This window comes from Enterobacter sp. ODB01, assembly GCF_001623605.1.
GTDB lineage: Bacteria > Pseudomonadota > Gammaproteobacteria > Enterobacterales > Enterobacteriaceae > Enterobacter > Enterobacter kobei.
Genome location: NZ_CP015227.1, coordinates 2,885,847 through 2,906,825, shown reverse-complemented (window position 1 = coordinate 2,906,825; position 20,979 = coordinate 2,885,847). Strand labels below are relative to the sequence as shown.

At 52.4% G+C, this 20,979-nt stretch carries 25 protein-coding genes and 1 other annotated feature; of the genes, 9 read left to right on the top strand and 16 right to left on the bottom strand.

What is annotated here, in order from left to right:
* Nucleotides 1-10: 10 nt before the first annotated feature.
* The 6 genes from pheS to thrS form a co-directional block, all read right to left on the bottom strand.
* Nucleotides 11-994 carry a phenylalanine--tRNA ligase subunit alpha gene (pheS, locus tag A4308_RS13850; RefSeq protein ID WP_063308638.1) on the bottom strand — a complete coding sequence of 328 codons (984 nt, stop codon included), beginning with the start codon at nt 992-994 and terminating at the stop codon, nt 11-13.
* A gap of 62 nt (nt 995-1,056) precedes the next feature.
* Nucleotides 1,057-1,181: a sequence feature (Phe leader region), on the bottom strand.
* On the bottom strand, nt 1,132-1,176 hold the full coding sequence (pheM, locus tag A4308_RS22525) for a pheST operon leader peptide PheM (RefSeq protein WP_001386830.1): 45 nt from the start codon (nt 1,174-1,176) through the stop codon (nt 1,132-1,134). Its footprint overlaps the feature before it by 45 nt.
* Nucleotides 1,182-1,298: 117 nt before the next feature.
* The gene (rplT, locus tag A4308_RS13845) at nt 1,299-1,655 is read right to left on the bottom strand and encodes a 50S ribosomal protein L20 (protein WP_000124850.1); all 357 of its coding nucleotides are present in this window, start codon (nt 1,653-1,655) and stop codon (nt 1,299-1,301) included.
* Between the two features lie 50 nt (nt 1,656-1,705).
* Nucleotides 1,706-1,903 carry a 50S ribosomal protein L35 gene (rpmI, locus tag A4308_RS13840; protein ID WP_001124225.1) on the bottom strand — a complete coding sequence of 66 codons (198 nt, stop codon included), beginning with the start codon at nt 1,901-1,903 and terminating at the stop codon, nt 1,706-1,708.
* Between the two features lie 97 nt (nt 1,904-2,000).
* Nucleotides 2,001-2,543: a translation initiation factor IF-3 gene (gene infC, locus A4308_RS13835; protein WP_059287945.1), complete on the bottom strand. Its 543-nt coding sequence runs from the start codon at nt 2,541-2,543 to the stop codon at nt 2,001-2,003.
* A 3-nt stretch (nt 2,544-2,546) separates the two neighbouring features.
* Complete coding sequence (gene thrS, locus A4308_RS13830; protein ID WP_063308637.1) at nt 2,547-4,475, bottom strand: threonine--tRNA ligase; 1,929 nt, start codon at nt 4,473-4,475, stop codon at nt 2,547-2,549.
* 321 nt (nt 4,476-4,796) lie between these two features.
* Between thrS and yncL the strand changes: the two genes are divergently transcribed.
* Both yncL and yniD read left to right on the top strand, forming a co-directional pair.
* Nucleotides 4,797-4,889 carry a stress response membrane protein YncL gene (gene yncL / locus A4308_RS21985; protein ID WP_071819746.1) on the top strand — a complete coding sequence of 31 codons (93 nt, stop codon included), beginning with the start codon at nt 4,797-4,799 and terminating at the stop codon, nt 4,887-4,889.
* A gap of 98 nt (nt 4,890-4,987) precedes the next feature.
* Nucleotides 4,988-5,095, top strand: coding sequence for a small membrane protein YniD (gene yniD / locus A4308_RS22520; protein ID WP_008500658.1), 108 nt, complete (start codon nt 4,988-4,990; stop codon nt 5,093-5,095).
* A gap of 61 nt (nt 5,096-5,156) precedes the next feature.
* On the opposite strand, the gene A4308_RS13825 is transcribed toward yniD, so the two are convergent.
* Complete coding sequence (locus A4308_RS13825) at nt 5,157-5,915, bottom strand: DUF481 domain-containing protein (RefSeq protein WP_045281797.1); 759 nt, start codon at nt 5,913-5,915, stop codon at nt 5,157-5,159.
* A 296-nt stretch (nt 5,916-6,211) separates the two neighbouring features.
* Between A4308_RS13825 and pfkB the strand changes: the two genes are divergently transcribed.
* The 3 genes from pfkB to A4308_RS13810 all read left to right on the top strand — a co-directional run bounded on the left by pfkB (nt 6,212) and on the right by A4308_RS13810 (nt 8,504).
* Nucleotides 6,212-7,144, top strand: coding sequence for a 6-phosphofructokinase II (gene pfkB, locus A4308_RS13820; RefSeq protein ID WP_045281796.1), 933 nt, complete (start codon nt 6,212-6,214; stop codon nt 7,142-7,144).
* A gap of 103 nt (nt 7,145-7,247) precedes the next feature.
* The gene (gene ghoS / locus A4308_RS13815) at nt 7,248-7,538 is read left to right on the top strand and encodes a type V toxin-antitoxin system endoribonuclease antitoxin GhoS (protein ID WP_014883487.1); all 291 of its coding nucleotides are present in this window, start codon (nt 7,248-7,250) and stop codon (nt 7,536-7,538) included.
* A gap of 105 nt (nt 7,539-7,643) precedes the next feature.
* The gene (locus tag A4308_RS13810; protein WP_014883486.1) at nt 7,644-8,504 is read left to right on the top strand and encodes a fructosamine kinase family protein; all 861 of its coding nucleotides are present in this window, start codon (nt 7,644-7,646) and stop codon (nt 8,502-8,504) included.
* 36 nt (nt 8,505-8,540) lie between these two features.
* Here the strand turns inward: A4308_RS13810 and A4308_RS13805 are convergent, their stop codons facing one another.
* On the bottom strand, nt 8,541-9,077 hold the full coding sequence (locus A4308_RS13805) for a YniB family protein (RefSeq protein ID WP_014883485.1): 537 nt from the start codon (nt 9,075-9,077) through the stop codon (nt 8,541-8,543).
* 148 nt (nt 9,078-9,225) lie between these two features.
* On the opposite strand from A4308_RS13805, the gene hxpB reads away from it, so the two are divergent.
* The 3 genes from hxpB (at nt 9,226) to tcyP (ending at nt 12,107) form a co-directional block, all read left to right on the top strand.
* The gene (hxpB, locus tag A4308_RS13800) at nt 9,226-9,897 is read left to right on the top strand and encodes a hexitol phosphatase HxpB (RefSeq protein ID WP_023332770.1); all 672 of its coding nucleotides are present in this window, start codon (nt 9,226-9,228) and stop codon (nt 9,895-9,897) included.
* 100 nt (nt 9,898-9,997) lie between these two features.
* Nucleotides 9,998-10,588 carry a metal-dependent hydrolase gene (locus A4308_RS13795; RefSeq protein ID WP_014883483.1) on the top strand — a complete coding sequence of 197 codons (591 nt, stop codon included), beginning with the start codon at nt 9,998-10,000 and terminating at the stop codon, nt 10,586-10,588.
* Nucleotides 10,589-10,715: 127 nt separating this feature from the next.
* Entirely contained in the window at nt 10,716-12,107 is a 1,392-nt protein-coding gene (gene tcyP, locus A4308_RS13790) for a cystine/sulfocysteine:cation symporter (protein WP_014883482.1), read from the top strand.
* 47 nt (nt 12,108-12,154) lie between these two features.
* On the opposite strand, the gene cedA is transcribed toward tcyP, so the two are convergent.
* Nucleotides 12,155-12,394 carry a cell division activator CedA gene (cedA, locus tag A4308_RS13785; protein ID WP_014883481.1) on the bottom strand — a complete coding sequence of 80 codons (240 nt, stop codon included), beginning with the start codon at nt 12,392-12,394 and terminating at the stop codon, nt 12,155-12,157.
* A gap of 203 nt (nt 12,395-12,597) precedes the next feature.
* Here cedA and katE point away from each other — a divergent pair, with 203 nt between their 5' ends.
* A complete protein-coding gene (katE, locus tag A4308_RS13780; RefSeq protein ID WP_045281795.1) occupies nt 12,598-14,847 on the top strand; it encodes a catalase HPII in 2,250 nt (749 codons plus the stop codon).
* A 92-nt stretch (nt 14,848-14,939) separates the two neighbouring features.
* Here the strand turns inward: katE and chbG are convergent, their stop codons facing one another.
* The 7 genes from chbG to osmE form a co-directional block, all read right to left on the bottom strand.
* Entirely contained in the window at nt 14,940-15,689 is a 750-nt protein-coding gene (chbG, locus tag A4308_RS13775) for a chitin disaccharide deacetylase (protein WP_023332766.1), read from the bottom strand.
* An 11-nt stretch (nt 15,690-15,700) separates the two neighbouring features.
* The gene (locus tag A4308_RS13770) at nt 15,701-17,056 is read right to left on the bottom strand and encodes a 6-phospho-beta-glucosidase (RefSeq protein ID WP_023332765.1); all 1,356 of its coding nucleotides are present in this window, start codon (nt 17,054-17,056) and stop codon (nt 15,701-15,703) included.
* 110 nt (nt 17,057-17,166) lie between these two features.
* The gene (gene chbR / locus A4308_RS13765; protein ID WP_071819744.1) at nt 17,167-18,009 is read right to left on the bottom strand and encodes a transcriptional regulator ChbR; all 843 of its coding nucleotides are present in this window, start codon (nt 18,007-18,009) and stop codon (nt 17,167-17,169) included.
* Nucleotides 18,010-18,014: 5 nt separating this feature from the next.
* Nucleotides 18,015-18,362: a PTS N,N'-diacetylchitobiose transporter subunit IIA gene (gene chbA / locus A4308_RS13760; protein WP_014883476.1), complete on the bottom strand. Its 348-nt coding sequence runs from the start codon at nt 18,360-18,362 to the stop codon at nt 18,015-18,017.
* 47 nt (nt 18,363-18,409) lie between these two features.
* The gene (gene chbC, locus A4308_RS13755) at nt 18,410-19,768 is read right to left on the bottom strand and encodes a PTS N,N'-diacetylchitobiose transporter subunit IIC (protein WP_014883475.1); all 1,359 of its coding nucleotides are present in this window, start codon (nt 19,766-19,768) and stop codon (nt 18,410-18,412) included.
* Between the two features lie 79 nt (nt 19,769-19,847).
* Nucleotides 19,848-20,165 (bottom strand): PTS N,N'-diacetylchitobiose transporter subunit IIB, encoded by a 318-nt coding sequence (chbB, locus tag A4308_RS13750; RefSeq protein ID WP_014883474.1) that lies wholly within the window; start codon nt 20,163-20,165, stop codon nt 19,848-19,850.
* 281 nt (nt 20,166-20,446) lie between these two features.
* Complete coding sequence (gene osmE / locus A4308_RS13745) at nt 20,447-20,791, bottom strand: osmotically-inducible lipoprotein OsmE (protein ID WP_010430142.1); 345 nt, start codon at nt 20,789-20,791, stop codon at nt 20,447-20,449.
* Nucleotides 20,792-20,979 lie beyond the last annotated feature (188 nt).

Below are 20,979 nucleotides of genomic sequence, written 5' to 3'. Positions count from 1 at the left end.
TGTCCTGCCCTTATTTAAACTGTTTGAGGAAACGCAGATCGTTTTCGAAGAATGCACGTAAATCGGTCACACCGTAACGCAGCATGGTCAGACGCTCCATGCCCATACCGAAGGCAAAGCCGGAGTACACTTCCGGATCGATACCGACGTTGCGCAGTACATTTGGATGCACCATGCCGCAACCCAGCACTTCCAGCCATTTGCCGTTTTTGCCCATCACGTCAACTTCCGCAGACGGTTCAGTGAACGGGAAGTAGGATGGACGGAAACGAACCTGCAGGTCTTCCTCGAAGAAGTTGTTCAGGAAATCGTGCAAAGTGCCCTTCAGGTTGGTGAAGCTGATGTTTTTATCAACAATCAGACCTTCCATCTGGTGGAACATTGGGGTATGGGTCTGATCGTAATCGTTACGATAGACGCGACCCGGCGCGATGATGCGGATTGGCGGTTCCTGATCCTTCATGGTACGGATCTGTACGCCAGAGGTCTGGGTACGCAGCAGACGCGTGGCGTCAAACCAGAAAGTGTCGTGGTCAGCGCGTGCCGGATGATGGCCAGGAATATTCAGGGCATCGAAGTTGTGATAATCATCTTCAATTTCCGGGCCAGTCGCCACGGTAAAGCCGAGCTCACCGAAGAAACTTTCAATGCGATCGATGGTACGGGTAACCGGATGCAGCCCCCCGTTTTCGATACGGCGACCCGGCAGAGAAACGTCGATCGTCTCTGCGGCCAGGCACGCATTCAGCACCGCGCTTTCCAGTTCGGCTTTACGCGCGTTCAGTGCCTGCTGCACCTGCTCTTTAGCTTCGTTAATCACCGCACCCGCTGCCGGGCGTTCTTCTGGCGGCAGTTCACGCAGGGTTGTCATTTGAAGGGTCAGGTGCCCTTTCTTCCCAAGATATTCGACGCGGACATTGTCTAACGCGGCAACATCTGAGGCCTGATTAATGGCGGCTGTTGCACTGGCAACCAGCTCTGCGAGATGTGACATGATTTTCCTCATTATGTCGGTGCAGACACCGATTTGGTGGAGTTATTCTCTCAAATTCAGATACAAAAAAAGCCTCCATCGGGAGGCTTATCTGGCGCTGTTTTTCGTTTCATCTTTCACGCGCTAGCCTCCTGGAGTCAGGTGCTAAAGTAAAAGAAGAAGCGGAAAATAGCAGCATTCATGCTTGCGTTACCTTGTTGGGTAAAAACCGTTGAGAACTTATTGAAAAGCCTGCACGGATAAATGTCAATCTTCTGATGGTGTTAAATGAAAAGAGGAGGCAAAGCCCCCTCTCTCAACTGGCTTATGCCAGTGCTGCTTTCGCTTTTTCGACCAGAGCGGTGAACGCTACTTTGTCGAATACTGCGATGTCAGCCAGGATCTTACGGTCGATTTCAACAGAGGCTTTTTTCAGGCCGTTGATGAATTTGCTGTAAGAAATACCGTTCTGACGTGCTGCTGCGTTGATACGCGCAATCCACAGTTGACGGAACTGACGCTTACGCTGACGACGGTCACGGTAAGCGTACTGACCTGCTTTGATAACAGCCTGGAAGGCAACGCGGTATACGCGTGAACGCGCACCGTAGTAGCCTTTAGCTTGTTTCAAAATTTTCTTGTGACGTGCACGTGCAATTACACCACGTTTTACGCGAGCCATGTGTGCTCTCCTGTATCTATTCTAAGTTAAAAAAGTTAAACGTTAACGACTTATGCGTACGGCAGGCACGCGATTACCAGGCCCAGATCGCCTTTAGAAACCATGGCTTTTGGACGCAGGTGACGTTTACGCTTGGTAGCTTTCTTAGTCAGAATGTGACGCAGGTTAGCGTGCTTGTGCTTAAAACCACCTTTACCGGTTTTTTTGAAGCGCTTAGCAGCACCGCGTACGGTCTTAATTTTTGGCATTTTAATAACTTCCACTTCGCATTGTTAAATAAACGAAACATAGGCGAACAAAACCTATGAAACCCGAAGGCTCCACAGATTTTGCTGCTTGAAGGCCTTACTGTTTCTTCTTAGGAGCGAGCACCATGATCATCTGGCGGCCTTCGATCTTCGTAGGGAAGGATTCGACTACTGCCAGTTCACTCAGATCTTCACGGACGCGGTTAAGCACTTCCATACCGATCTGTTGGTGGGCCATTTCACGACCGCGGAAACGCAGTGTGATCTTGGCCTTATCGCCATCTTCCAGAAAGCGAATCAGGCTGCGGAGTTTTACCTGATAATCGCCATCGTCGGTACCAGGACGGAATTTGATTTCCTTAACCTGGATAACTTTTTGCTTCTTCTTCTGTTCCTTAGAAGACTTACTCTTTTCATAAAGGAACTTGCCGTAGTCCATGATACGACAAACTGGCGGTTCGGCGTTAGGGCTGATTTCAACTAAATCTACTCCAGCTTCTTCAGCCTTTTCGATTGCTTCTCTCAGACTCACAATCCCCAGCTGCTCGCCTTCCAGACCTGTTAAGCGAACTTCCTGGGCGCGAATCTCGCCATTGATACGATTCGGACGTGCCGTTTGAACTCGTTTTCCGCCTTTAATACCTTATTCCTCCAGTTGTTGAAGACTGCGGCTGCGAATCTCTTGTTGCAGCTTCTCAATCACTTCACTTACGTCCAGGCTGCCCAGGTCTTTACCACGGCGGGTGCGAACGGCAACTTTGCCTGCTTCCACCTCTTTATCACCACAGACCAACATATACGGGACACGACGTAAAGTGTGCTCGCGGATTTTAAAGCCAATCTTCTCATTTCTCAAGTCTGCTTTTACGCGAATGCCCGCATTTTGTAGTTTCTGCGTCAATTCTTTAACGTAATCTGCCTGAGAATCGGTAATGTTCATCACCACTACCTGCACTGGCGCAAGCCAGGTTGGGAAGAAGCCCGCGAACTCTTCGGTCAGGATGCCGATGAAGCGCTCCAGTGAACCGAGGATTGCACGGTGAATCATAACCGGTACCTGACGTTCGTTGTCTTCGCCAACATAAGAGGCGCTTAAACGCTGCGGCAGGGAGAAGTCCAGCTGTACAGTACCGCACTGCCAAGCTCTGTCGAGACAGTCATACAGGGTAAATTCAATTTTCGGACCGTAGAATGCGCCCTCGCCCAGCTGGTATTCGAACGGAATACCGTTCTCTTCCAGCGCCACGGCGAGATCCGCTTCTGCGCGATCCCATGTCTCATCGCTACCGATACGTTTTTCCGGACGCGTTGAGAGTTTGACCACGATCTTCTCAAAGCCAAAGGTGCTGTACATATCGTAGACCATACGAATACAGGCGTTAACTTCATCACGAACCTGATCTTCAGTACAGAAGATATGCGCATCATCCTGAGTAAAGCCACGAACACGCATCAGACCGTGAAGCGCACCTGATGGCTCGTTACGGTGGCAGCTACCGAACTCCGCCATACGCAGCGGCAGGTCACGGTAGGATTTCAGACCCTGGTTGAAGATCTGAACGTGGCCCGGGCAGTTCATTGGCTTAATGCAGTATTCACGGTTCTCGGACGAGGTGGTGAACATCGCATCTTTGTAGTTGTCCCAGTGGCCGGTTTTTTCCCACAGCACACGGTCCATCATGAACGGGCCTTTTACTTCCTGGTACTGGTACTCTTTCAGCTTGGAGCGTACGAACGTTTCCAGTTCACGGAAGATGGTCCAGCCGTCGTTATGCCAGAATACCATACCCGGCGCTTCTTCCTGCATGTGATACAGGTCAAGCTGTTTACCGATTTTACGGTGGTCACGCTTCGCCGCTTCTTCCAGGCGCTGCAGATAGGCGTTCAGGGCTTTTTTATCGGCCCATGCGGTACCATAAATACGCTGCAACATTTTGTTGTTGCTGTCGCCACGCCAGTAGGCGCCTGCGATCTTCATCAGTTTAAAGTGATGACAGAAACGCATATTCGGCACGTGCGGTCCACGGCACATGTCGATGTATTCTTCGTGATGGTACAAGCCTGGCTTGTCATCATGAGAGATGTTCTCGTCAAGAATAGAGACTTTATAGCTCTCGCCACGCTTGACGAAGGTTTCACGCGCTTCGTGCCAGCTGACTTTCTTCTTGATGACGTCATAGTTCGTTTCGGCGAGCTCGTGCATACGTTTTTCGAGCGCGTCGATATCTTCCTGGGTCAGGGTGTGGTCAAGGTCAACGTCATAGTAGAAACCGTTGTCGATAACCGGACCAATCGCCATTTTGGTGTTTGGCCACAGCTGCTTGATAGCATGACCTAACAGGTGCGCACAGGAGTGACGAATGGTCTCCAGACCTTCTTCGTCTTTCGCGGTGATGATTGCAAGCGTCGCATCGTTTTCAATCAGATCGGACGCATCAACCAGCTCACCGTTCACACGGCCGGCGATGGTCGCTTTCGCGAGGCCAGGACCGATATCCAGGGCAACATCCATTGGGCTAACAGCGCGGTCGAAATGGCGTTGGCTGCCATCAGGAAGAGTAATTACAGGCATTTTATATCCTTATTTGCAGTGATGCCCCACACATAAGAGCATATACAAAGAAAATAATCGTGATTAAACAGTAGATTACGAAACATCTGACCAACAATCGTCAAATTGGTTCGTTATCCTGCACCTGCCGAATTCAGATAAATGCGGGTTTACGGCAAGGGACTTAATGTTAACACTAACAGCAAGGGGATTGCACCCTCTGCTGCCACAATGAAGGACTGGCATGTTGCAGATATTTGCAGATTGCGTCTCTCTGGCCCTCGCATTTCGCCGATGCTGAGCTAACTTTGAACAGGCCTTTAAAATCCACAGGTGCTTACCATGAACGTATCCAGTAGAACGGTAGTGATATTAAATATCCTGTCAGCAACCGGTTTATTGTTGATTCTCGCCGATCGATTCCACTGGTTCTGAGCTGAACCCCATACCGGCATAACCCGATTGCTTCCGGGAAGGGGCATATTTCGGCCCCGTTTGATAGACTATGCGTATCAACGGACAAGGATTAGGTTATGCCAACAAAACGATTTGCCGTAAAACACTGGAAAATGGTGCTGGTGCTGATTGCCATCTGCGGCGCGATGCTGCTACTTCGTTGGGCGGCAATGATTTGGGGTTAGAGAATCAGAAGGGACGTCTGGCAGAGATGAGAAACGGGCCGATATTTTCGGCCCGCCATGATTACATTCTATAACCCAGTGAAACGGTGGTTCTGCGATCGGTATGTTCAGGCGCGCTTGCTGGTGGTGAAGAGTTCCAGGTCACGTTGTAGGCCACTTTCAAACCGAAGTGTTCATTGATAGCCACGTTTAGGGCACTTTCAGAGTTCAGCGTCGTATCCTCGGCACCAAACACAGACACACCCTGAGTGAATTTGGTGTTATCGGTCATCTGCCATGCGTAGGTACCTGACGCATAACCCAGCGGCTGGGTTTCATCTTCGCCGTTGGTGTACTCGTCGTAGCGAACACCAGGACCGAATTCAAAACGGAAGCTGTGTACAGGCCCATTCAGGAACTGACGACCATAACCCGTCGTGAATACATCACGCTGGCGATAGCCATTATAACGGTCGGTTAACCAGCTTGCCTGACCGAATATGTAGTCATAGTCGGTCATGTTGTAACGGCTACGTCCACCTACCGCATATTTCTCGGAAGAGCGTTCATCGTTAGCGGACGTGTTGCTGGCATTCCCCCACAGCGACCATGCTGTGGTATTACCGTACCAGGTCAGGGTGCTGTCCGCCGTCAGAGAAGAGCTTTTTGTGTTACCTGATTGCGCGAGATACCCGGCATTCAGATTACCTTCGAAGGGTTTTTTGGCAGTGGAGGGATCGTCCATGACAGTAAAAACGGTGTCATCGGCGGTTGCATTCAGTGATGCAAATACGCCACCCGCCAGCATCAGTGCTGCGGGTACTGTCTTCAAAAGCTTCATTTTATTTAAGGAGTCCGTACAACAAAAAAAGAGACCACCACGGTCTCGGAAACTTTCTTGAGGATCAATGACAAGGCGTCCAGAGAAAGGTAACAAATTATAAAAAGGCGCAAATAACATAGCAATATTTTCTTATTTCATTTTTTGAATAAGAACGATCCCAAAGCGCGTTTTATTTTATATATCTTTTATCACGCTTGTTTAAGCATTCATTTTTAAAATCATACTGTTATTTACATTGCCTTCCTGTCGATCGGTGCCAGGCTTAAAAGAACCCATACTAAAAGGAGGTTATGATGGCTTCTATTTATACGCTGACACTCTCCCCTTCCCTCGACTCCGCGACTATCACCCCGCACATTTACCCTGAAGGTAAACTACGCTGTAGCGCCCCTGTGTTTGAGCCGGGCGGCGGCGGCATTAACGTGGCGCGCGCAATTACCCATCTTGGCGGTAAAGCCACCGCCATATTCCCTGCCGGGGGTGCCACGGGGGAACATCTGGTCTCTTTGCTGGCGGATGAACAGGTTGCCGTAGACACCGTAGCGGCTCAGGACTGGACCCGGCAGAATCTGCATGTCCACGTCGAATCCAGCGGGGAGCAGTATCGTTTCGTGATGCCGGGCGCCAGACTGAGCGATGATGAGTTTCGTCAACTTGAAGAGAAGGTACTGACCATTGAAAGCGGCTCACTGCTGGTTATCAGCGGTAGTCTACCGCCAGGCGTCAAAACGGAAAAGCTGACGGCGCTGGTTAAGGCAGTGCTTCAGCGTGGTATCCGCTGCATCGTCGACAGCTCAGGTGAAGCCCTGCAGGCAGCGTTAGTCCCCGGGCATCTTGAACTCGTTAAACCTAACCAGAAAGAGCTTAGCGCGCTTGTGAATCGCGAACTTAACCAGCCTGATGACGTGCGTACCGCCGCAGAAGAACTGGTTCGCAGCGGCAAAGCGCACCGCGTGGTCGTCTCTCTCGGTCCTCAGGGGGCACTGGCTGTCGACAAGACGGGCTTTGTGCAGGTTGTGCCGCCGCCCATGAAAAGCCAGAGTACCGTGGGTGCGGGCGACAGCATGGTCGGCGCGATGGCGCTAAAACTGGCGCAGGGTGCTTCTCTTCTGGAAATGACGCGTTATGGCGTCGCGGCGGGGAGTGCCGCCACCATTAATCAGGGGACGCGGCTGTGTTCGCTTGCCGATACGCAGAAAATCGTCGATTACCTTTCAAAAGACTGACCTCTATTCCCCTTCCCAATCGAAGGGGAATTTACCTTAAAGTCGCCAAATATGGCATATCGACTATGCTAAAAAAACTTTCAGAATAACAACGAGGTGAATTATGAGCAGTGGTGATATCACCCGCTATGTCGCAACCATCAATCTTCGTGAAGCGTCACTGACCGAGCTGAACGAGCTCAATAACGCCTTTACTCGCGCGAATTTTCTGCTCACGCTGACGGACGATGACGGCCATATTCATGATTTAGGCACGCTGACATTTGGTTTGATCGCGGCCCTGAGTGAAGAAGACGTTCACGCCCTGGCCGCCAGCCTGGTGGAAAGTGTGACCGACAAGCCCGCCGACATCACCGTGGAAACGTGGGAAAGCTGGCACAAAAAAGAACAATAAGTGCGCTGCATGAATTTAAACCGCTCAGGTGTGCGTTAGTTCGTATTTTTTTACCGCAATTATGCGCTAACTTTATGATCTGGCAGACAACATGGGAGAGTCAACATGTGGCAGGCTATCAGTCATCTTTTAAGTGAGCAACTGGGTGAAGGTGAAATTGAACTGCGTAACGAACTGCCAGGCGGAGAGATCCACGCCGCGTGGCATTTACGCTACGCAGGACGCGATCTTTTCGTGAAGTGTGATGAGCGAGAACTGCTCCCGATATTCACCGCTGAAGCCGACCAGCTGGAACTGTTGTCTCGCAGTAAAACGGTGACAGTACCGCAGGTGCTGGCTCTGGGCAGCGACCGGGACTACAGTTTCCTGGTCATGGACTATCTCCCTCCCCGCCCGCTGGATGCCCATAACGCCTTCATTCTTGGACAACAGCTCGCGCGCCTGCACCAGTGGAGCGACCAGCCCCAGTTTGGGCTCGATTTTGACAACGACCTTTCCACTACCCCACAGCCCAACGCCTGGCAGCGTCGGTGGTCGACGTTTTTTGCCGAACAGCGCATCGGATGGCAGCTTGAACTGGCCGCCGAAAAAGGGCTGGAATTTGGCAATATTGATGCCATCGTTGAGCATGTACAACAGCGCCTGGCCTCCCATCAGCCGCAGGCATCTCTACTGCACGGCGATTTATGGTCCGACAACTGCGCGCTGGGTCCCAACGGCCCCTATATCTTCGACCCGGCCTGCTACTGGGGTGACAGAGAGTGCGATCTGGCCATGCTGCCCCTGCATCCAGAGCAGCCCCCGCAAATATATGATGGCTATCAGTCAGTCTCCCCTCTGCCGTCCGATTTTCTCGAGCGCCAACCGGTGTATCAGCTTTATACGCTGATGAACCGCGCTATCCTTTTTGGCGGGCAGCATCTGGTCAACGCCCAGCGTGCGCTTGAACGCGTACTTGCGGCATAGGGACAAATCGGGTGGCCGTGCCGCCACCCTCATCTGTCAGAGAAAACCCAGCAGAGAGAAGAAGAAGTATCCCGCCACAATGATGATAATGGGGAAAATATAGAGCGGGAAAATTTGCAGGAAAATGGTGTGACGCGGTACCACAATGCGGGATTCAATCTGCTCCCGGCTCATTCCTTCCGGGCCTTTCGCCTGTTCCAGAATTAACTGATCCTCAACGCCTTCGCGCAGAAAACGGGTCTGGCGACTCATTCGCGCACCGGATGCCTGTAACGCCATGGCAATAAAAATCAACGCATAGATGACCCAGAACCCAATATTAAGCTGCTGGTGAAAATCCGGCGTTGGCGAGTTGAACCAGAAGACATTCAGGAACGGGGTGTTGAACCGCATCATCTCAATCATGACATGCGCAAAATCAAGCATGACGGCATTAATGCCTGGCTGTTTTTCGCTGTGATCGTACATAAATTTGAGCACAGAAATCAGCGTAGAGATGACGGCGGGAATAAAAATCACCCAGCCAGCAATACGTTTTAAGACAGCAATGCGTCCAGCTTGTTGATACGTCATCAGTTCCTCTTCATAAAGACGCGTTATTTGTGGCTAAGTCTACCTGCTGGACAGCATTTTCGCCCGATCTTTGAAAGCAATATGCTAAATTGCTAAGTGTGCTTAGCACTTATCGTCTGTCGAACACCCTGGATAAGGAGACGTTGTGATGTCGACACCGCGCCAGATACTTGCCGCTATTTTTGACATGGATGGATTACTGATTGATTCCGAGCCGTTGTGGGATCGCGCCGAGCTGGACGTGATGGCCAGCCTGGGCGTTGATATCAGCCGCCGTAATGAACTTCCCGACACGCTGGGCCTGCGCATTGATATGGTCGTAGACCTCTGGTACGCCCACCAGCCGTGGAGTGGCCCAGATCGCGACGAAGTCACCGCGCGCATTATCAGCCGCGCCATCGCGCTGGTGGAGGAGAACAAGCCGCTATTGCCTGGCGTGCGTGAAGCGGTCGCGTTGTGTAAGGCTCAGGGGCTGAAGGTGGGCCTGGCCTCCGCTTCACCGCTGCATATGCTGGAAAAAGTGCTCATTATGTTTGAGCTGCGCGACAGTTTTGACGCCCTGGCGTCAGCTGAAAAATTGCCCTACAGCAAACCGCACCCGCAGGTCTATATGGACTGTGCCGCTAAGCTGGGTCTTGATCCGCTTACCTGTGTCGCGCTGGAAGATTCCGTTAACGGCATGATCGCGTCCAAAGCCGCACGTATGCGCTCCATTGTGGTTCCGGCAGAGGAAGGCCGCCACGATCCCCGTTTTGCCCTTGCCGATGTGAAGCTTAATTCGCTGACAGAACTCACGGCGCATCACCTTAAGGGCGGCTAACAACATGCTCCATTTGTGACAAACAGTTACACCGTCACCTCTTCCGCCTACTGTATAAAAACCCTATACTGTATGAATTGACAGTTTCGTGGGTTTTATCATGACGGCGGAAGGCCACCTCCTTTTTTCCATAGCGTGCGCAGTATTTGCCAAAAACGCTGAACTCACTCCCGTGCTCGCACAGGGGGACTGGTGGCATATTGTCCCTTCCGCCGTATTGACCTGTCTGCTGCCCGATATTGATCATCCCAAATCATTTCTTGGACAACGCCTGAAGTGGGTATCGAAACCCATCGCCCGCGCGTTCGGCCACCGGGGGTTTACGCACAGCCTGCTGGCCGTTTTTGGGCTGCTTACCCTTTTTTATTTAAAAGTGCCCGAAAGCTGGATCGTCCCTGCTGATGCCATTCAGGGGATGGTGCTCGGCTACTTAAGCCATATTCTTGCAGATATGCTGACGCCCGCTGGCGTTCCACTTCTCTGGCCGTGTCGCTGGCGCTTTCGTTTTCCCATCCTTGCGCCACAGAAAGGGAACCAGCTTGAGCGCGTATTGTGCATGGCGCTCTTCGCTTACGCCGTCTGGATGCCACAGACATTGCCCGAAAACAGTGCAGTGCGCTGGTCTTCGCAGATGATCAATTCGCTGCAATTTCAGTTCAATCGCTTTATTCATCACCAGATTGAACAGTAAACCAACAAAATCATTCCGTTTGTCATAAACCATTCCATTTGGATATAAGCGCGACATCACACTTCTGCTAACCTTCCGCCAACAGGATCGGGAAAAACCGATCCCATAATAAATCAGGAGAACGGGGATGAATTTTCCACTCATCGCGAACGTTGTTGTGTTCGTTGTATTGCTATTGCTTCTCGCGCAGACGCGCCACAAACAGTGGAGCCTGGCGAAAAAAGTGCTGGTTGGTCTGGCCATGGGTGTCGTATTTGGTCTGGCGTTGCAGGCGATTTATGGCTCCGATAATCCAGTTCTGAAAGACTCTATTCAGTGGTTCAACATTGTCGGCAACGGCTATGTCCAGCTGCTGCAGATGATCGTGATGCCGCTGGTGTTCGCCTCTATTCTGAGTGCCGTTGCCCGCCTGCATAACGCCACTCAACTGGGTAAAATCAGTTTTCTGACCATTGGTACCCTGCTGTTTACCACGCTGATCGCCGCGCTGGTGGGTGTGCTGGTAACCAACCTGTTTGGCCTGACGGCCGAAGGTCTGGTGCAGGGCACGGCTGAAACAGCACGCCTGACCGCGATTCAAACCAACTACGTGGGTAAAGTGGCCGATCTGACGGTTCCGCAGATGGTGCTCTCCTTCATTCCGAAGAACCCGTTTGCTGACCTGACCGGCGCCAGCCCAACGTCCATCATCAGCGTGGTGATCTTCGCGGCATTCCTCGGTGTGGCCGCACTGAAGCTGCTGAAAGACGATGCGCCGAAAGGCGAGCGTGTGCTGACGGCGATTGATACCCTGCAAAGCTGGGTGATGAAGCTGGTGCGTCTGGTCATGCAGCTGACGCCATACGGCGTGCTGGCGCTTATGACCAAAGTGGTTGCGGGCTCTAACCTGCAGGACATCATTAAGCTGGGCAGTTTTGTCGTCGCCTCTTATCTGGGCCTGGGCATCATGTTCGTGGTCCACGGTATCCTGCTGGGCGTGAACGGCGTCAGCCCGCTGAAATACTTCCGCAAAGTCTGGCCGGTACTGACCTTTGCCTTCACCAGCCGCTCCAGCGCCGCGTCTATTCCTCTGAACGTTGAAGCGCAGACCCGTCGCCTGGGCGTGCCAGAATCTATCGCCAGCTTCTCTGCGTCCTTTGGTGCCACCATCGGTCAGAACGGCTGTGCGGGTCTCTACCCGGCGATGCTGGCGGTGATGGTTGCCCCGACCGTGGGTATCAACCCGCTGGATCCGGTCTGGATCGCCACGCTGGTCGGCATTGTGACCATCAGTTCCGCCGGTGTTGCCGGTGTTGGTGGCGGCGCAACCTTCGCTGCGCTGATTGTGCTGCCTGCACTGGGTCTGCCAGTGACGCTGGTCGCGCTGCTGATCTCCGTTGAACCGCTGATCGACATGGGTCGTACCGCGCTGAACGTGAGCGGCTCCATGACCGCCGGTACGCTGACCAGCCAGTGGCTGAAGCAGACCGACAAAGCCATTCTGGAAAGTGAAGACGACGCCGAACTGGCGCACCGGTAATCGCCGGGAAATAAAAAAACCGCCTGATGGCGGTTTTTTTATGGCTGTTATTCTTCAACCTCTTCATCCTGGCGGATTTGCACCGCCCATCGCTGGGCAGACTCCGGCACGGAAAACGTCGGCGATCGACGGAAATGCTCCCCCATCAGGACAAACGCCACATATTTACCACGAAGCTGCCAGACATCACGAAAACCCTCCACTTTCAGGGCATGGTCAGGCGGCGCGGGTTCCACGCGGGGCACATAGCTAATAACCTGGCGGTTTTGTTGACGAAGAGGTTTCATAAGCGACGGGTTCACTAAAGCAAATTCTTGAAGCAGGAAAATTCTATGATAGCCGATTCTGCTCCCTTCCGTCGCGCTCCTAATGGCTGAGAGGGCTCCTTTCGTTAATGGCGGCATGTGAAAACTCTTAGTTCGCGAGCTATCTCACGACATTGTTCTATCCTTAATAGGGTTTTTAGCAATGGATAAAGGAGAAGCGTGCAATGTCGAACAAAGATAATACACATCAATCACCGATTCATGGCACTGAAGAATCTCAACCGGGTATGGACTCTCTCGCCCCTGCTGACGGCTCTCACCGCCCCTCGCCAGGCCCTTCCGCCCCCGGCGAACAGCCTACCGCACCGGGAAGCATGAAATCGCCGGACACCGGGAACGAGAAGCTGAAATCGCTTGAGCCACACCGTAAAGGTGGTGAAGGTTTTGCACTCACGACCAATCAGGGCGTGCGCATTGCTGACGATCAAAACTCTCTTCGCGCCGGCTCGCGCGGCCCCACACTGCTGGAAGACTTTATCCTGCGGGAAAAAATTACCCATTTCGACCACGAGCGAATTCCGGAACGTATCGTTCACGCGCGCGGCTCGGCTGCGCATGGCTACTTCCAGCCGTACAAGAGCCTGAAAGCGATCACCAAAGCAGATTTCCTCTCCGACCCGGATAAAATTACCCCGGTGTTTGTCCGATTCTCCACCGTACAGGGTGGCGCGGGTTCGGCAGACACGGTGCGTGATATTCGCGGTTTCGCCACCAAGTTTTATACCGAAGAGGGTATTTTTGATCTGGTGGGCAATAACACCCCGGTGTTTTTCATTCAGGATGCGCATAAATTTCCTGACTTTGTCCATGCGGTAAAACCGGAGCCCCACTGGGCCATACCGCAGGGACAAAGTGCGCACGACACCTTCTGGGACTATATCTCTCTGCAACCTGAAACGTTACACAACGTGATGTGGGCGATGTCTGACCGGGGTATTCCGCGCAGCTATCGCACGATGGAGGGGTTTGGTATTCACACCTTCCGTATGATTAACGCGGAAGGAAAAGCCACGTTCGTCCGGTTCCACTGGAAGCCGGTGGCGGGCAAAGCCTCGCTGGTGTGGGATGAGGCGCAGAAGCTGACCGGGCGCGATCCTGACTTCCATCGTCGTGAGCTGTGGGAGTCCATTGAAGCCGGCGATTTCCCTGAATATGAACTGGGCCTGCAGCTCATTCCGGAAGAGGATGAATTTAAGTTTGATTTCGACCTTCTTGACCCGACCAAACTGATCCCCGAGGAGCTGGTGCCGGTTCAACTGGTGGGGAAAATGGTGCTCAACCGCAACCCGGATAATTTCTTTGCCGAGAACGAGCAGGCCGCGTTCCACCCGGGGCATATCGTGCCGGGACTGGATTTCACCAACGATCCGCTCTTACAGGGACGTTTGTTCTCGTACACCGATACGCAGATCAGCCGCCTTGGCGGGCCGAACTTCCACGAAATTCCAATTAACCGTCCGACCTGCCCGTACCACAATTTCCAGCGCGACGGGATGCATCGTCAGGACATTGATACCAATCCGGCTAACTACGAGCCTAACTCGATCAACGATAACTGGCCGCGCGAAACACCGCCAGGCCCGAAACGCGGAGGTTTTGAGTCGTACCAGGAGCGTATCGATGGCAACAAAATTCGCGAGCGCAGCCCTTCCTTCGGCGAGTATTACGCCCATCCTCGCCTGTTCTGGAACAGCCAGACGCCGATTGAGCAGCAGCACATCATCGGCGGCTTTAGCTTCGAGTTAAGTAAGGTGGTGCGCACCTACATCCGCGAGCGCGTGGTCGATCAGCTTGCGCACATTGATATTCAGCTCGCCCAGAGCGTGGCGGATAACCTGGGTATTACCCTCACCGACGAGCAGCGCAACCTTGCTCCGCCAAAAGAGGTCAACGGCGTGAAGAAAGATCCGTCGCTGAGTCTGTATGCGGTGCCAGGTGGCTCAATTAAAGGCCGCGTGGTCGCCATCCTGCTGAACGATAAAACCCGGGCCAGTGACGTACTGGGCATTATGCAGGCGCTGAAAACCCAGGGCGTACACGCCAAACTGCTTTATTCCCGAATGGGTGAAGTGACGGCTGATGACGGTTCCGTGCTGCCGGTGGCTGCGACCTTTGCCGGGGCACCCTCGCTGACCGTCGATGCGGTGATTGTTCCGTGCGGGGATATTGCCAGCTTGTTGAACAACGGTGACGCCGTCTATTACCTGCTGGAAGCTTATAAGCACCTGAAACCGATCGCGTTGTCCGGCGATGCGCGTCAGTTTAAATCCCAGCTGAAGGTTGCCGAGCAAGGTGAGGACGGCATTGTCGAGGGCGATAACGTGGACGACGCCTTTATCACGAAGCTGTTTGACCTGCTCGCCGCGCACCGTGTCTGGTCACGCAGCAGCAAGATTGACCAGATCCCGGCGTAAAAAAAGCCGGGTGGCGCTTGCGCTTACCCGGCCTACAACAGTTTGCAGGTCGTTCGTAGGCCGGGTAAGGCGAAGCCGCCCCCCGGCACTTCTCACAGATCCCGGAATGTCCCCAACCGATACCCACGTTCGGCAATCGCGTATTTCAGCGACGGCGACGTCAGCACATCCAGCTCCGCCAGGCGCGGCCAGCAGTACGCGCTCTTGCGCACGATATTATCGACAAATGCGGGGTGCGCCATGACCTCCAGTGACTTTTCTCCCCGGGCTGCAGAATCATCCAGCACCTTCAGGAACAGCGCTTCGTCGATCGCCTCGCCGTAAAACGCGCTGCTGAACCCTGCGGTGGTTGTCACCGCACTGTCCGGCAACCCTTGCACCTCACGATCCACGCGCATCGCTACGCCTTTGCGTTGAGCAAACGCCGCAACGATCGGGAAAATTGCCGGGATCATATGCACGTGGTGATGGCTGTCGATGTGTGTTGGCAGATCACCAAACAGATCAGCAAAGCGGTTGAACTGACAGTCCAGCTCGCGGGCAATCTCTTCCAGCGGCAGAGCGTCCTGCTCCGCCTGTTCCCAAATCCATTTACCTAACTGTCCGTCACGGGTCAGGCCCGGCATTGGCGTAAGCGGCATACCGAGCGTCAGCACAAAATGCATCCCGACGCCCAGCTCAGGCACGTCGCGGCTTAGCTGCGCCGCATGTTCAACCGCTTCACCATTAACCAGTGCCGTAGTGGATGTCACAACCCCCCGGCGACAGGCTTCAATAATGCCGTAGTTCTGACCTTTCGAGAGGCCAAAATCATCAGCATTAACGATCAGCAGGTTTTCCATTGTGCGTCCTCTCAGTGGTGTTTGAACTTCAGCTTCTCGATCGTGGCGGCGAAGTTCGGCAACCATTTTTCATGCGCCAGGATCATCTCTGCTGCAAGCTGCTCCGCATCGCGGTCGGAATGCACCAGCGGGCTGAGGTTCAGTGCCAGAAGCACGTCATTCAGCTCGCCGCTCAGCGCCGCCTGACTTGCCGCCACTTCAAAGCCTTTAATGGTGTGGATCAGACCCATAACTTTGTCATCAAAATGAGTAATGCGCGGATGCGGTTTAGCGCCATCGCGTCCCAGAATGCAGGTCATCTCAACGGCCCAGTCAGCCGGGATATTGTCGATGTGGCCGTGGTGCGGCACGTTAACATAGTGCTCCGCCTGCTTGTCGTTGTAGATGGCGTTGATCACTTCACACGCCGCATCGGAATAATAGGCCCCGCCGCGCTGCTCAAGCTCTTTCGGCTTGACGTTCAGGTTCGGATCTTTATACAAGTCGAACAGCTGCTTCTCAACTTTCTGAACGATTTGCGCCCGCGCGCCCCCCTTGTAATACTCGCCCATTTCGATGGCCAGCATCTCTTTCTGCTTGAAGTAATAAAGCAGGTAGGAGCACGGCAGCAGATTCAACGAGCGGATCAGCCCTTCGCTGAACGGCAGGTCAAAGATGTTTTTCACAGACGCAGCGGTCAGACGACCCGAGGCGACCCCGTCCAGCAGTTCAGCAAAACGCGATGTTCCGTTCACGATGACATCTTTAATGAACACCATATGGTTCAAACCGAACAGATCGATAGAGAGATCGTCATTATCGGTCAGTTCCAGCACGTCACGGATAAACATTTTCATGCCGACTGGAATATTACAGACGCCAATAAAGCGCTTGAAACCGGTATGACGATAGACCGCTTCGGTCACCATCCCTGCCGGGTTAGTGAAGTTAATCACCCACGCGTCTGGACAGATTTCCTCCACGTCTTTAACGATGTCGAAAATAACCGGAATGGTACGCAGGCCTTTGAACAGGCCACCGGCACCGTTAGTTTCCTGACCGAGATAACCGTGGCTCAACGGAATACGCTCGTCCAGTTCACGCGCTTTCAACTGCCCAACGCGCAGCTGGGTGGTTACGAAATCTGCATCTTTCAGCGCCAGTCGACGATCCAGCGTTTTATGCACGGTCAGAGGTACGCCCGCTTTCTCAACCATGCGTTGGCACAGGTCGAAAATAATATTCAGCTTCTCCTGACCTTCCTCCACGTCCACCAGCCATAATTCGCTGACCGGTAATTCATGATAACGTTTCAGAAAACCTTCAAGTAATTCCGGGGTATAGCTGCTGCCGCCACCAATGGTTACGACTTTTAATTTCTTTTGCATAATATCTCCCTTTGCGTATCAGGTTAATCGCCTGCAAGGTATAGCGTACTCTTCCCGCTATTTGGGCAAGCCATTAAAGCAATATTCGTGGCGGATAAAACCGCCGAAAGTTAATTCATTACCGTCAAACTTTTGCGGTAACTGTTCGGGGTGAATGACGTTAATTTCTTAAACGTTTTAATAAACAGGCTGGGGCTACTGTATCCCGATTCGTAAGCAATATCGGTGACCGAGTAGTTAGTAATTTCCAGCTGTTTTTTGGCAAAGTTAATGCGAATGTCATTAATAATTTGCACAGGTGTTTTACGATAATACCGCTGCGTCGCGCGGGTCAGATATTCCTGGGATTTTCCCGACAGGGAAACCATATTCTCCAGCGCATTGTCACTGAACTGGGCTTTATCGTGCATCAGTTCAACAGTGCTGCGCAGCCACTGTGGAATATCATCCGTCACCTGCTGCTCTTCACGATGATGACGCAGCCGGTTCATCACATAGAAAGTCACCGTTTCAATAAACTCGTCAAATTCATTTTCACGGAAGTTAAGCGAGGCAATAACCGTTTCAATCCAGGTCATGAACTCGTTTTTCACGCGATAAACCTGAGACGCCACAAAGCAGAACGGTACCAGCGGCAGATAGTGCTTTTCAAAGAAGCGCCTGCTGACGCCGACATTCAGAATGCGGGTTGCACCGAATTCGTAAAAGCTCTGGTGATAGGACCCCATCGGCAGGAAGACAAAATCCCCTCGCTCAAGCAGGACGCGCTTACCGTTGATCTCCTGGTAGTAGCGGCCGGTCAGAACAATCGTGAACTCGTAGTAGTCATGCTGGTGCAGACCACTGGCGCTCTCCGTCTTGTTGTAGATAACCACGTGAAAATTTTTGCCATTAAACAGCTGCTGTTCAAGTGCGGTTTTAATTTCCATCGTGCTGACCTCCTGCTGCAACATCCGACTTAGTGCATTTTCTCGTGAAGCTCAATCAACTCCGCCACCAGCTCGCGCGCCAGCATGGAGGTCATCAGGTGATCCTGCGCGTGTACCAGCACCAGGCTGACCTTCATCTTCCCTTCACCCTGATCGCTTTCAATAAGCTTTGTCTGCACCAGGTGCGCTTCGTTCAGCGCGGTACGGGACTGTTCCATCATGGTTTTCGCGGCGGCAAAATCACCCTGCTTGGCCTGCTTCAGTGCGGCATACGCCAGGCTGCGGGCCTGCCCGGAGTTGATGATAAGCCCCATCACCACTTCTTCAAGATCGTTCTCTGCGGCGTCGTCTGCGACGATACTATCCAAATCTAACATGTTTAAGCTCCTTGTGGCTGACGCGGGTTTCCCCGCGTCGGTCAATCTTAGAATTTCAGTGAGAGGGCAATGTCCTCTTCGCTCTCTTCTTCATCAATGATGGTGGCAGCTTTGTTCGCAATTGCCACGAATGGCATGTAGAGCAGGGTCGCAATCCCGAGGTTGAATATCGCCAGCAGGAAGGCCGCGACGCTACCGTTGGTATTGAAGAACGCGCCCAGCCCCGCTGGCATGGTCCACGGTGCAATGTTGGTCACCGGCGGAATAATGCCCATGTAGTAAGCCGTCAGGGTGATGGCTGCCAGCAGTGGTTGAACCAGGATGAACGGAATGAACATGACCGGGTTCATGATGATTGGCAGGCCAAACAGAATCGGTTCGTTAATCTGGAAGATACCTGATGGCAGCGCCAGTTTAGCTACCTGACGATAGTCAGCACGACGAGAGACAATAAAGACCGCGATGATCAGACCCAAGGTCGCCCCGGTACCACCCAGGAAGATATAGGAGTCAAGCATCGGCTTCGCCCACACATGGAAGGTTTTACCTGCTGCCAGCGCCGCGTCAACGGAGCCGTACTGCTGGTAAAGTGCCACGTTTTCCAGTGCCCACGGGGTCATAATTCCGCTATCCAGCGCAGCCAGTGCCAGTGAACCATGTACGCCGAAGAACCACAGCAGAGAGGTGAAAATCACATACGCCCAACCGACCACACCACCCATCGACGCCAGCGGCGTGGAGATAGAATCCATGATGATCTGGTGGAAGTTCGTGCCCCAGTGAGAGAGCGCCCAGGCAATAATCCCCATAATGGAGAGAATAATAAAGCCCGGAATCAACGCGGAAAATGAACGAGAAACGGACGTCGGTACGCTATCCGGCAAGCGGATAACCCAGTTGCGACGAATAATAAAGGTGAACATTTCCGCCACCACCAGACCGATAACAATACCGGAGATGATGTTCGCCCCACCCAACCAGTTGGCGCCGACGGCATACGCCTCCCCTACGCTGTAAGGCGTGACGGTCATAAATGCAGCAACGGATAATAACCCGGCAGCCAGCGGATCCACTTTTCGCTCTTCTGCCAGTGCCATGCCAATAAAGAAAGGCGCCATCAGCGACATAATACCTAACGTACCGTTATATACGTTGCCGCCGATGGCTTTAAAACCATTAAGGGTTTCAATTGTGGAAGCGTCTAACCGAATGCCTAATGAATAAAAGAAGGAACCTTCACCAAAGCTCAGAAAAACGTTGTTAATTAAAACGAACATGGCCCCGGCCAGCGTCAACGGCATTAATTTAATAAAGCCGTTTTTAATGGCATTAACGTGAGGCTGCTTTCCTATTTTAACAGCAAAAGGAAGGAGTACCTTTTCAAGTGAAGCGATGACTTTACTCATAGGTAAATACCCTTAAATGCCGTAACTCGTGTTACGGCGTATTGTGTGTGAAATAACTCTTTGACGGGAAAAATAAAAATTAATTAGCAGCTTTTTTAATGGCTGCCACAGCAGCTTTCAGAACACCTAAACCATCAATCTTGCCATACAGCCCCGAGTCGATCACTTCGACCGGTTTGTTGGGTAGCAGTCGTTGTATTTCGGGCAACATATAGGCGATTTGTGGCCCCAGTAAAACAACATCGGCTTTCTGGCCTTTCTCGCCCGCCAGCGTTTCTGGAAACGCTTCAATCACCACAGGGACTTCATACTTTTCAGCCTGCGCACGCATCTTTGACACCAGCAGTGAGGTTGACATGCCCGCTGAGCAGAACAGGTAGATATGTTTCTTTTCCATCGTAATTTCCCTCTTGTAGGTCTACCTGCCATCGCGCTATCACTCGACTTGCTGTCCCGGCAGACAGGTAGTTTGCATACTGTTGTTTGTTGTTGGAGTGAGTATACGCAATGGTACAGACAGGGGATAATTCTGAACAGGTTGAAATTGTCTCTCATTGACCTGGCTTGTTGACTACCTTCACATTTCGGGCAAATAATTCGCGCAAAGAAATAAGATTTACGTATACACAAAAAAACCGGCCCATGGGCCGGTTCGTTAACATCTTCAGACAAGCTGGGTTACTGAGCCTTTGGAGCCTGGGGATCGGTGTCGTATTCAGCACAGGTCTGATAACCGGAGTTAATAACATGACCAGTGTCATCCAGGGCGACAAAGTAGGTCTCTGCCTTACCATCACGTTGACCCAGGATATAGGTCTGGCAGGTCCCTTTCGCATGAATCATTGTCACTTCAGAAGAAGGTTTACCGGCGATCGCAGCGACCTGCGAACGGGTCATCCCTTTTTTAACGTCTTTAACCACGGGCTGTGTAAACTGATCCTTGGTGCGATCGTAAGCCGTACACCCTGCCAGCATCGTCAGTACTGCCGCTGCGCTAAGAATTCCTGCTACGTTCTTGTTCATATTCCGTCCTCTTGTTTATCAGCGTGTTATCTAAGCATGGAATAAAAAGTACTATTGTTCAACTTTGTGAATTACGCCAGACGAATTTCGGAAAATTCTAATAAAACAACGATAACCTGCTAAATCGGCGCAAATTAGCGCACTCGAAACTGCGATCCTTGTCGTTTCTCGTCCAAAGGGTTAGTTTT

What these genes read in the sequence shown, in the direction of transcription:
- rplT (WP_000124850.1), bottom strand. Translation starts at nt 1,655, where the DNA reads ATGGCTCGCGTAAAACGTGGTGTAATTGCACGTGCACGTCACAAGAAA.
- A4308_RS13825 (WP_045281797.1), bottom strand. Translation starts at nt 5,915, where the DNA reads ATGAAGCTTTTGAAGACAGTACCCGCAGCACTGATGCTGGCGGGTGGC.
- A4308_RS13810 (WP_014883486.1), top strand. Translation starts at nt 7,644, where the DNA reads ATGTGGCAGGCTATCAGTCATCTTTTAAGTGAGCAACTGGGTGAAGGT.
- pheS (WP_063308638.1), bottom strand. Translation starts at nt 994, where the DNA reads ATGTCACATCTCGCAGAGCTGGTTGCCAGTGCAACAGCCGCCATTAAT.
- A4308_RS13805 (WP_014883485.1), bottom strand. Translation starts at nt 9,077, where the DNA reads ATGACGTATCAACAAGCTGGACGCATTGCTGTCTTAAAACGTATTGCT.
- osmE (WP_010430142.1), bottom strand. Translation starts at nt 20,791, where the DNA reads ATGAACAAGAACGTAGCAGGAATTCTTAGCGCAGCGGCAGTACTGACG.
- thrS (WP_063308637.1), bottom strand. Translation starts at nt 4,475, where the DNA reads ATGCCTGTAATTACTCTTCCTGATGGCAGCCAACGCCATTTCGACCGC.
- katE (WP_045281795.1), top strand. Translation starts at nt 12,598, where the DNA reads ATGTCGAACAAAGATAATACACATCAATCACCGATTCATGGCACTGAA.
- yniD (WP_008500658.1), top strand. Translation starts at nt 4,988, where the DNA reads ATGCCAACAAAACGATTTGCCGTAAAACACTGGAAAATGGTGCTGGTG.
- ghoS (WP_014883487.1), top strand. Translation starts at nt 7,248, where the DNA reads ATGAGCAGTGGTGATATCACCCGCTATGTCGCAACCATCAATCTTCGT.
- yncL (WP_071819746.1), top strand. Translation starts at nt 4,797, where the DNA reads ATGAACGTATCCAGTAGAACGGTAGTGATATTAAATATCCTGTCAGCA.
- chbC (WP_014883475.1), bottom strand. Translation starts at nt 19,768, where the DNA reads ATGAGTAAAGTCATCGCTTCACTTGAAAAGGTACTCCTTCCTTTTGCT.
- chbA (WP_014883476.1), bottom strand. Translation starts at nt 18,362, where the DNA reads ATGTTAGATTTGGATAGTATCGTCGCAGACGACGCCGCAGAGAACGAT.
- chbR (WP_071819744.1), bottom strand. Translation starts at nt 18,009, where the DNA reads ATGTTGCAGCAGGAGGTCAGCACGATGGAAATTAAAACCGCACTTGAA.
- pfkB (WP_045281796.1), top strand. Translation starts at nt 6,212, where the DNA reads ATGGCTTCTATTTATACGCTGACACTCTCCCCTTCCCTCGACTCCGCG.
- A4308_RS13795 (WP_014883483.1), top strand. Translation starts at nt 9,998, where the DNA reads ATGACGGCGGAAGGCCACCTCCTTTTTTCCATAGCGTGCGCAGTATTT.
- cedA (WP_014883481.1), bottom strand. Translation starts at nt 12,394, where the DNA reads ATGAAACCTCTTCGTCAACAAAACCGCCAGGTTATTAGCTATGTGCCC.
- hxpB (WP_023332770.1), top strand. Translation starts at nt 9,226, where the DNA reads ATGTCGACACCGCGCCAGATACTTGCCGCTATTTTTGACATGGATGGA.
- tcyP (WP_014883482.1), top strand. Translation starts at nt 10,716, where the DNA reads ATGAATTTTCCACTCATCGCGAACGTTGTTGTGTTCGTTGTATTGCTA.
- A4308_RS13770 (WP_023332765.1), bottom strand. Translation starts at nt 17,056, where the DNA reads ATGCAAAAGAAATTAAAAGTCGTAACCATTGGTGGCGGCAGCAGCTAT.
- chbG (WP_023332766.1), bottom strand. Translation starts at nt 15,689, where the DNA reads ATGGAAAACCTGCTGATCGTTAATGCTGATGATTTTGGCCTCTCGAAA.
- rpmI (WP_001124225.1), bottom strand. Translation starts at nt 1,903, where the DNA reads ATGCCAAAAATTAAGACCGTACGCGGTGCTGCTAAGCGCTTCAAAAAA.
- chbB (WP_014883474.1), bottom strand. Translation starts at nt 20,165, where the DNA reads ATGGAAAAGAAACATATCTACCTGTTCTGCTCAGCGGGCATGTCAACC.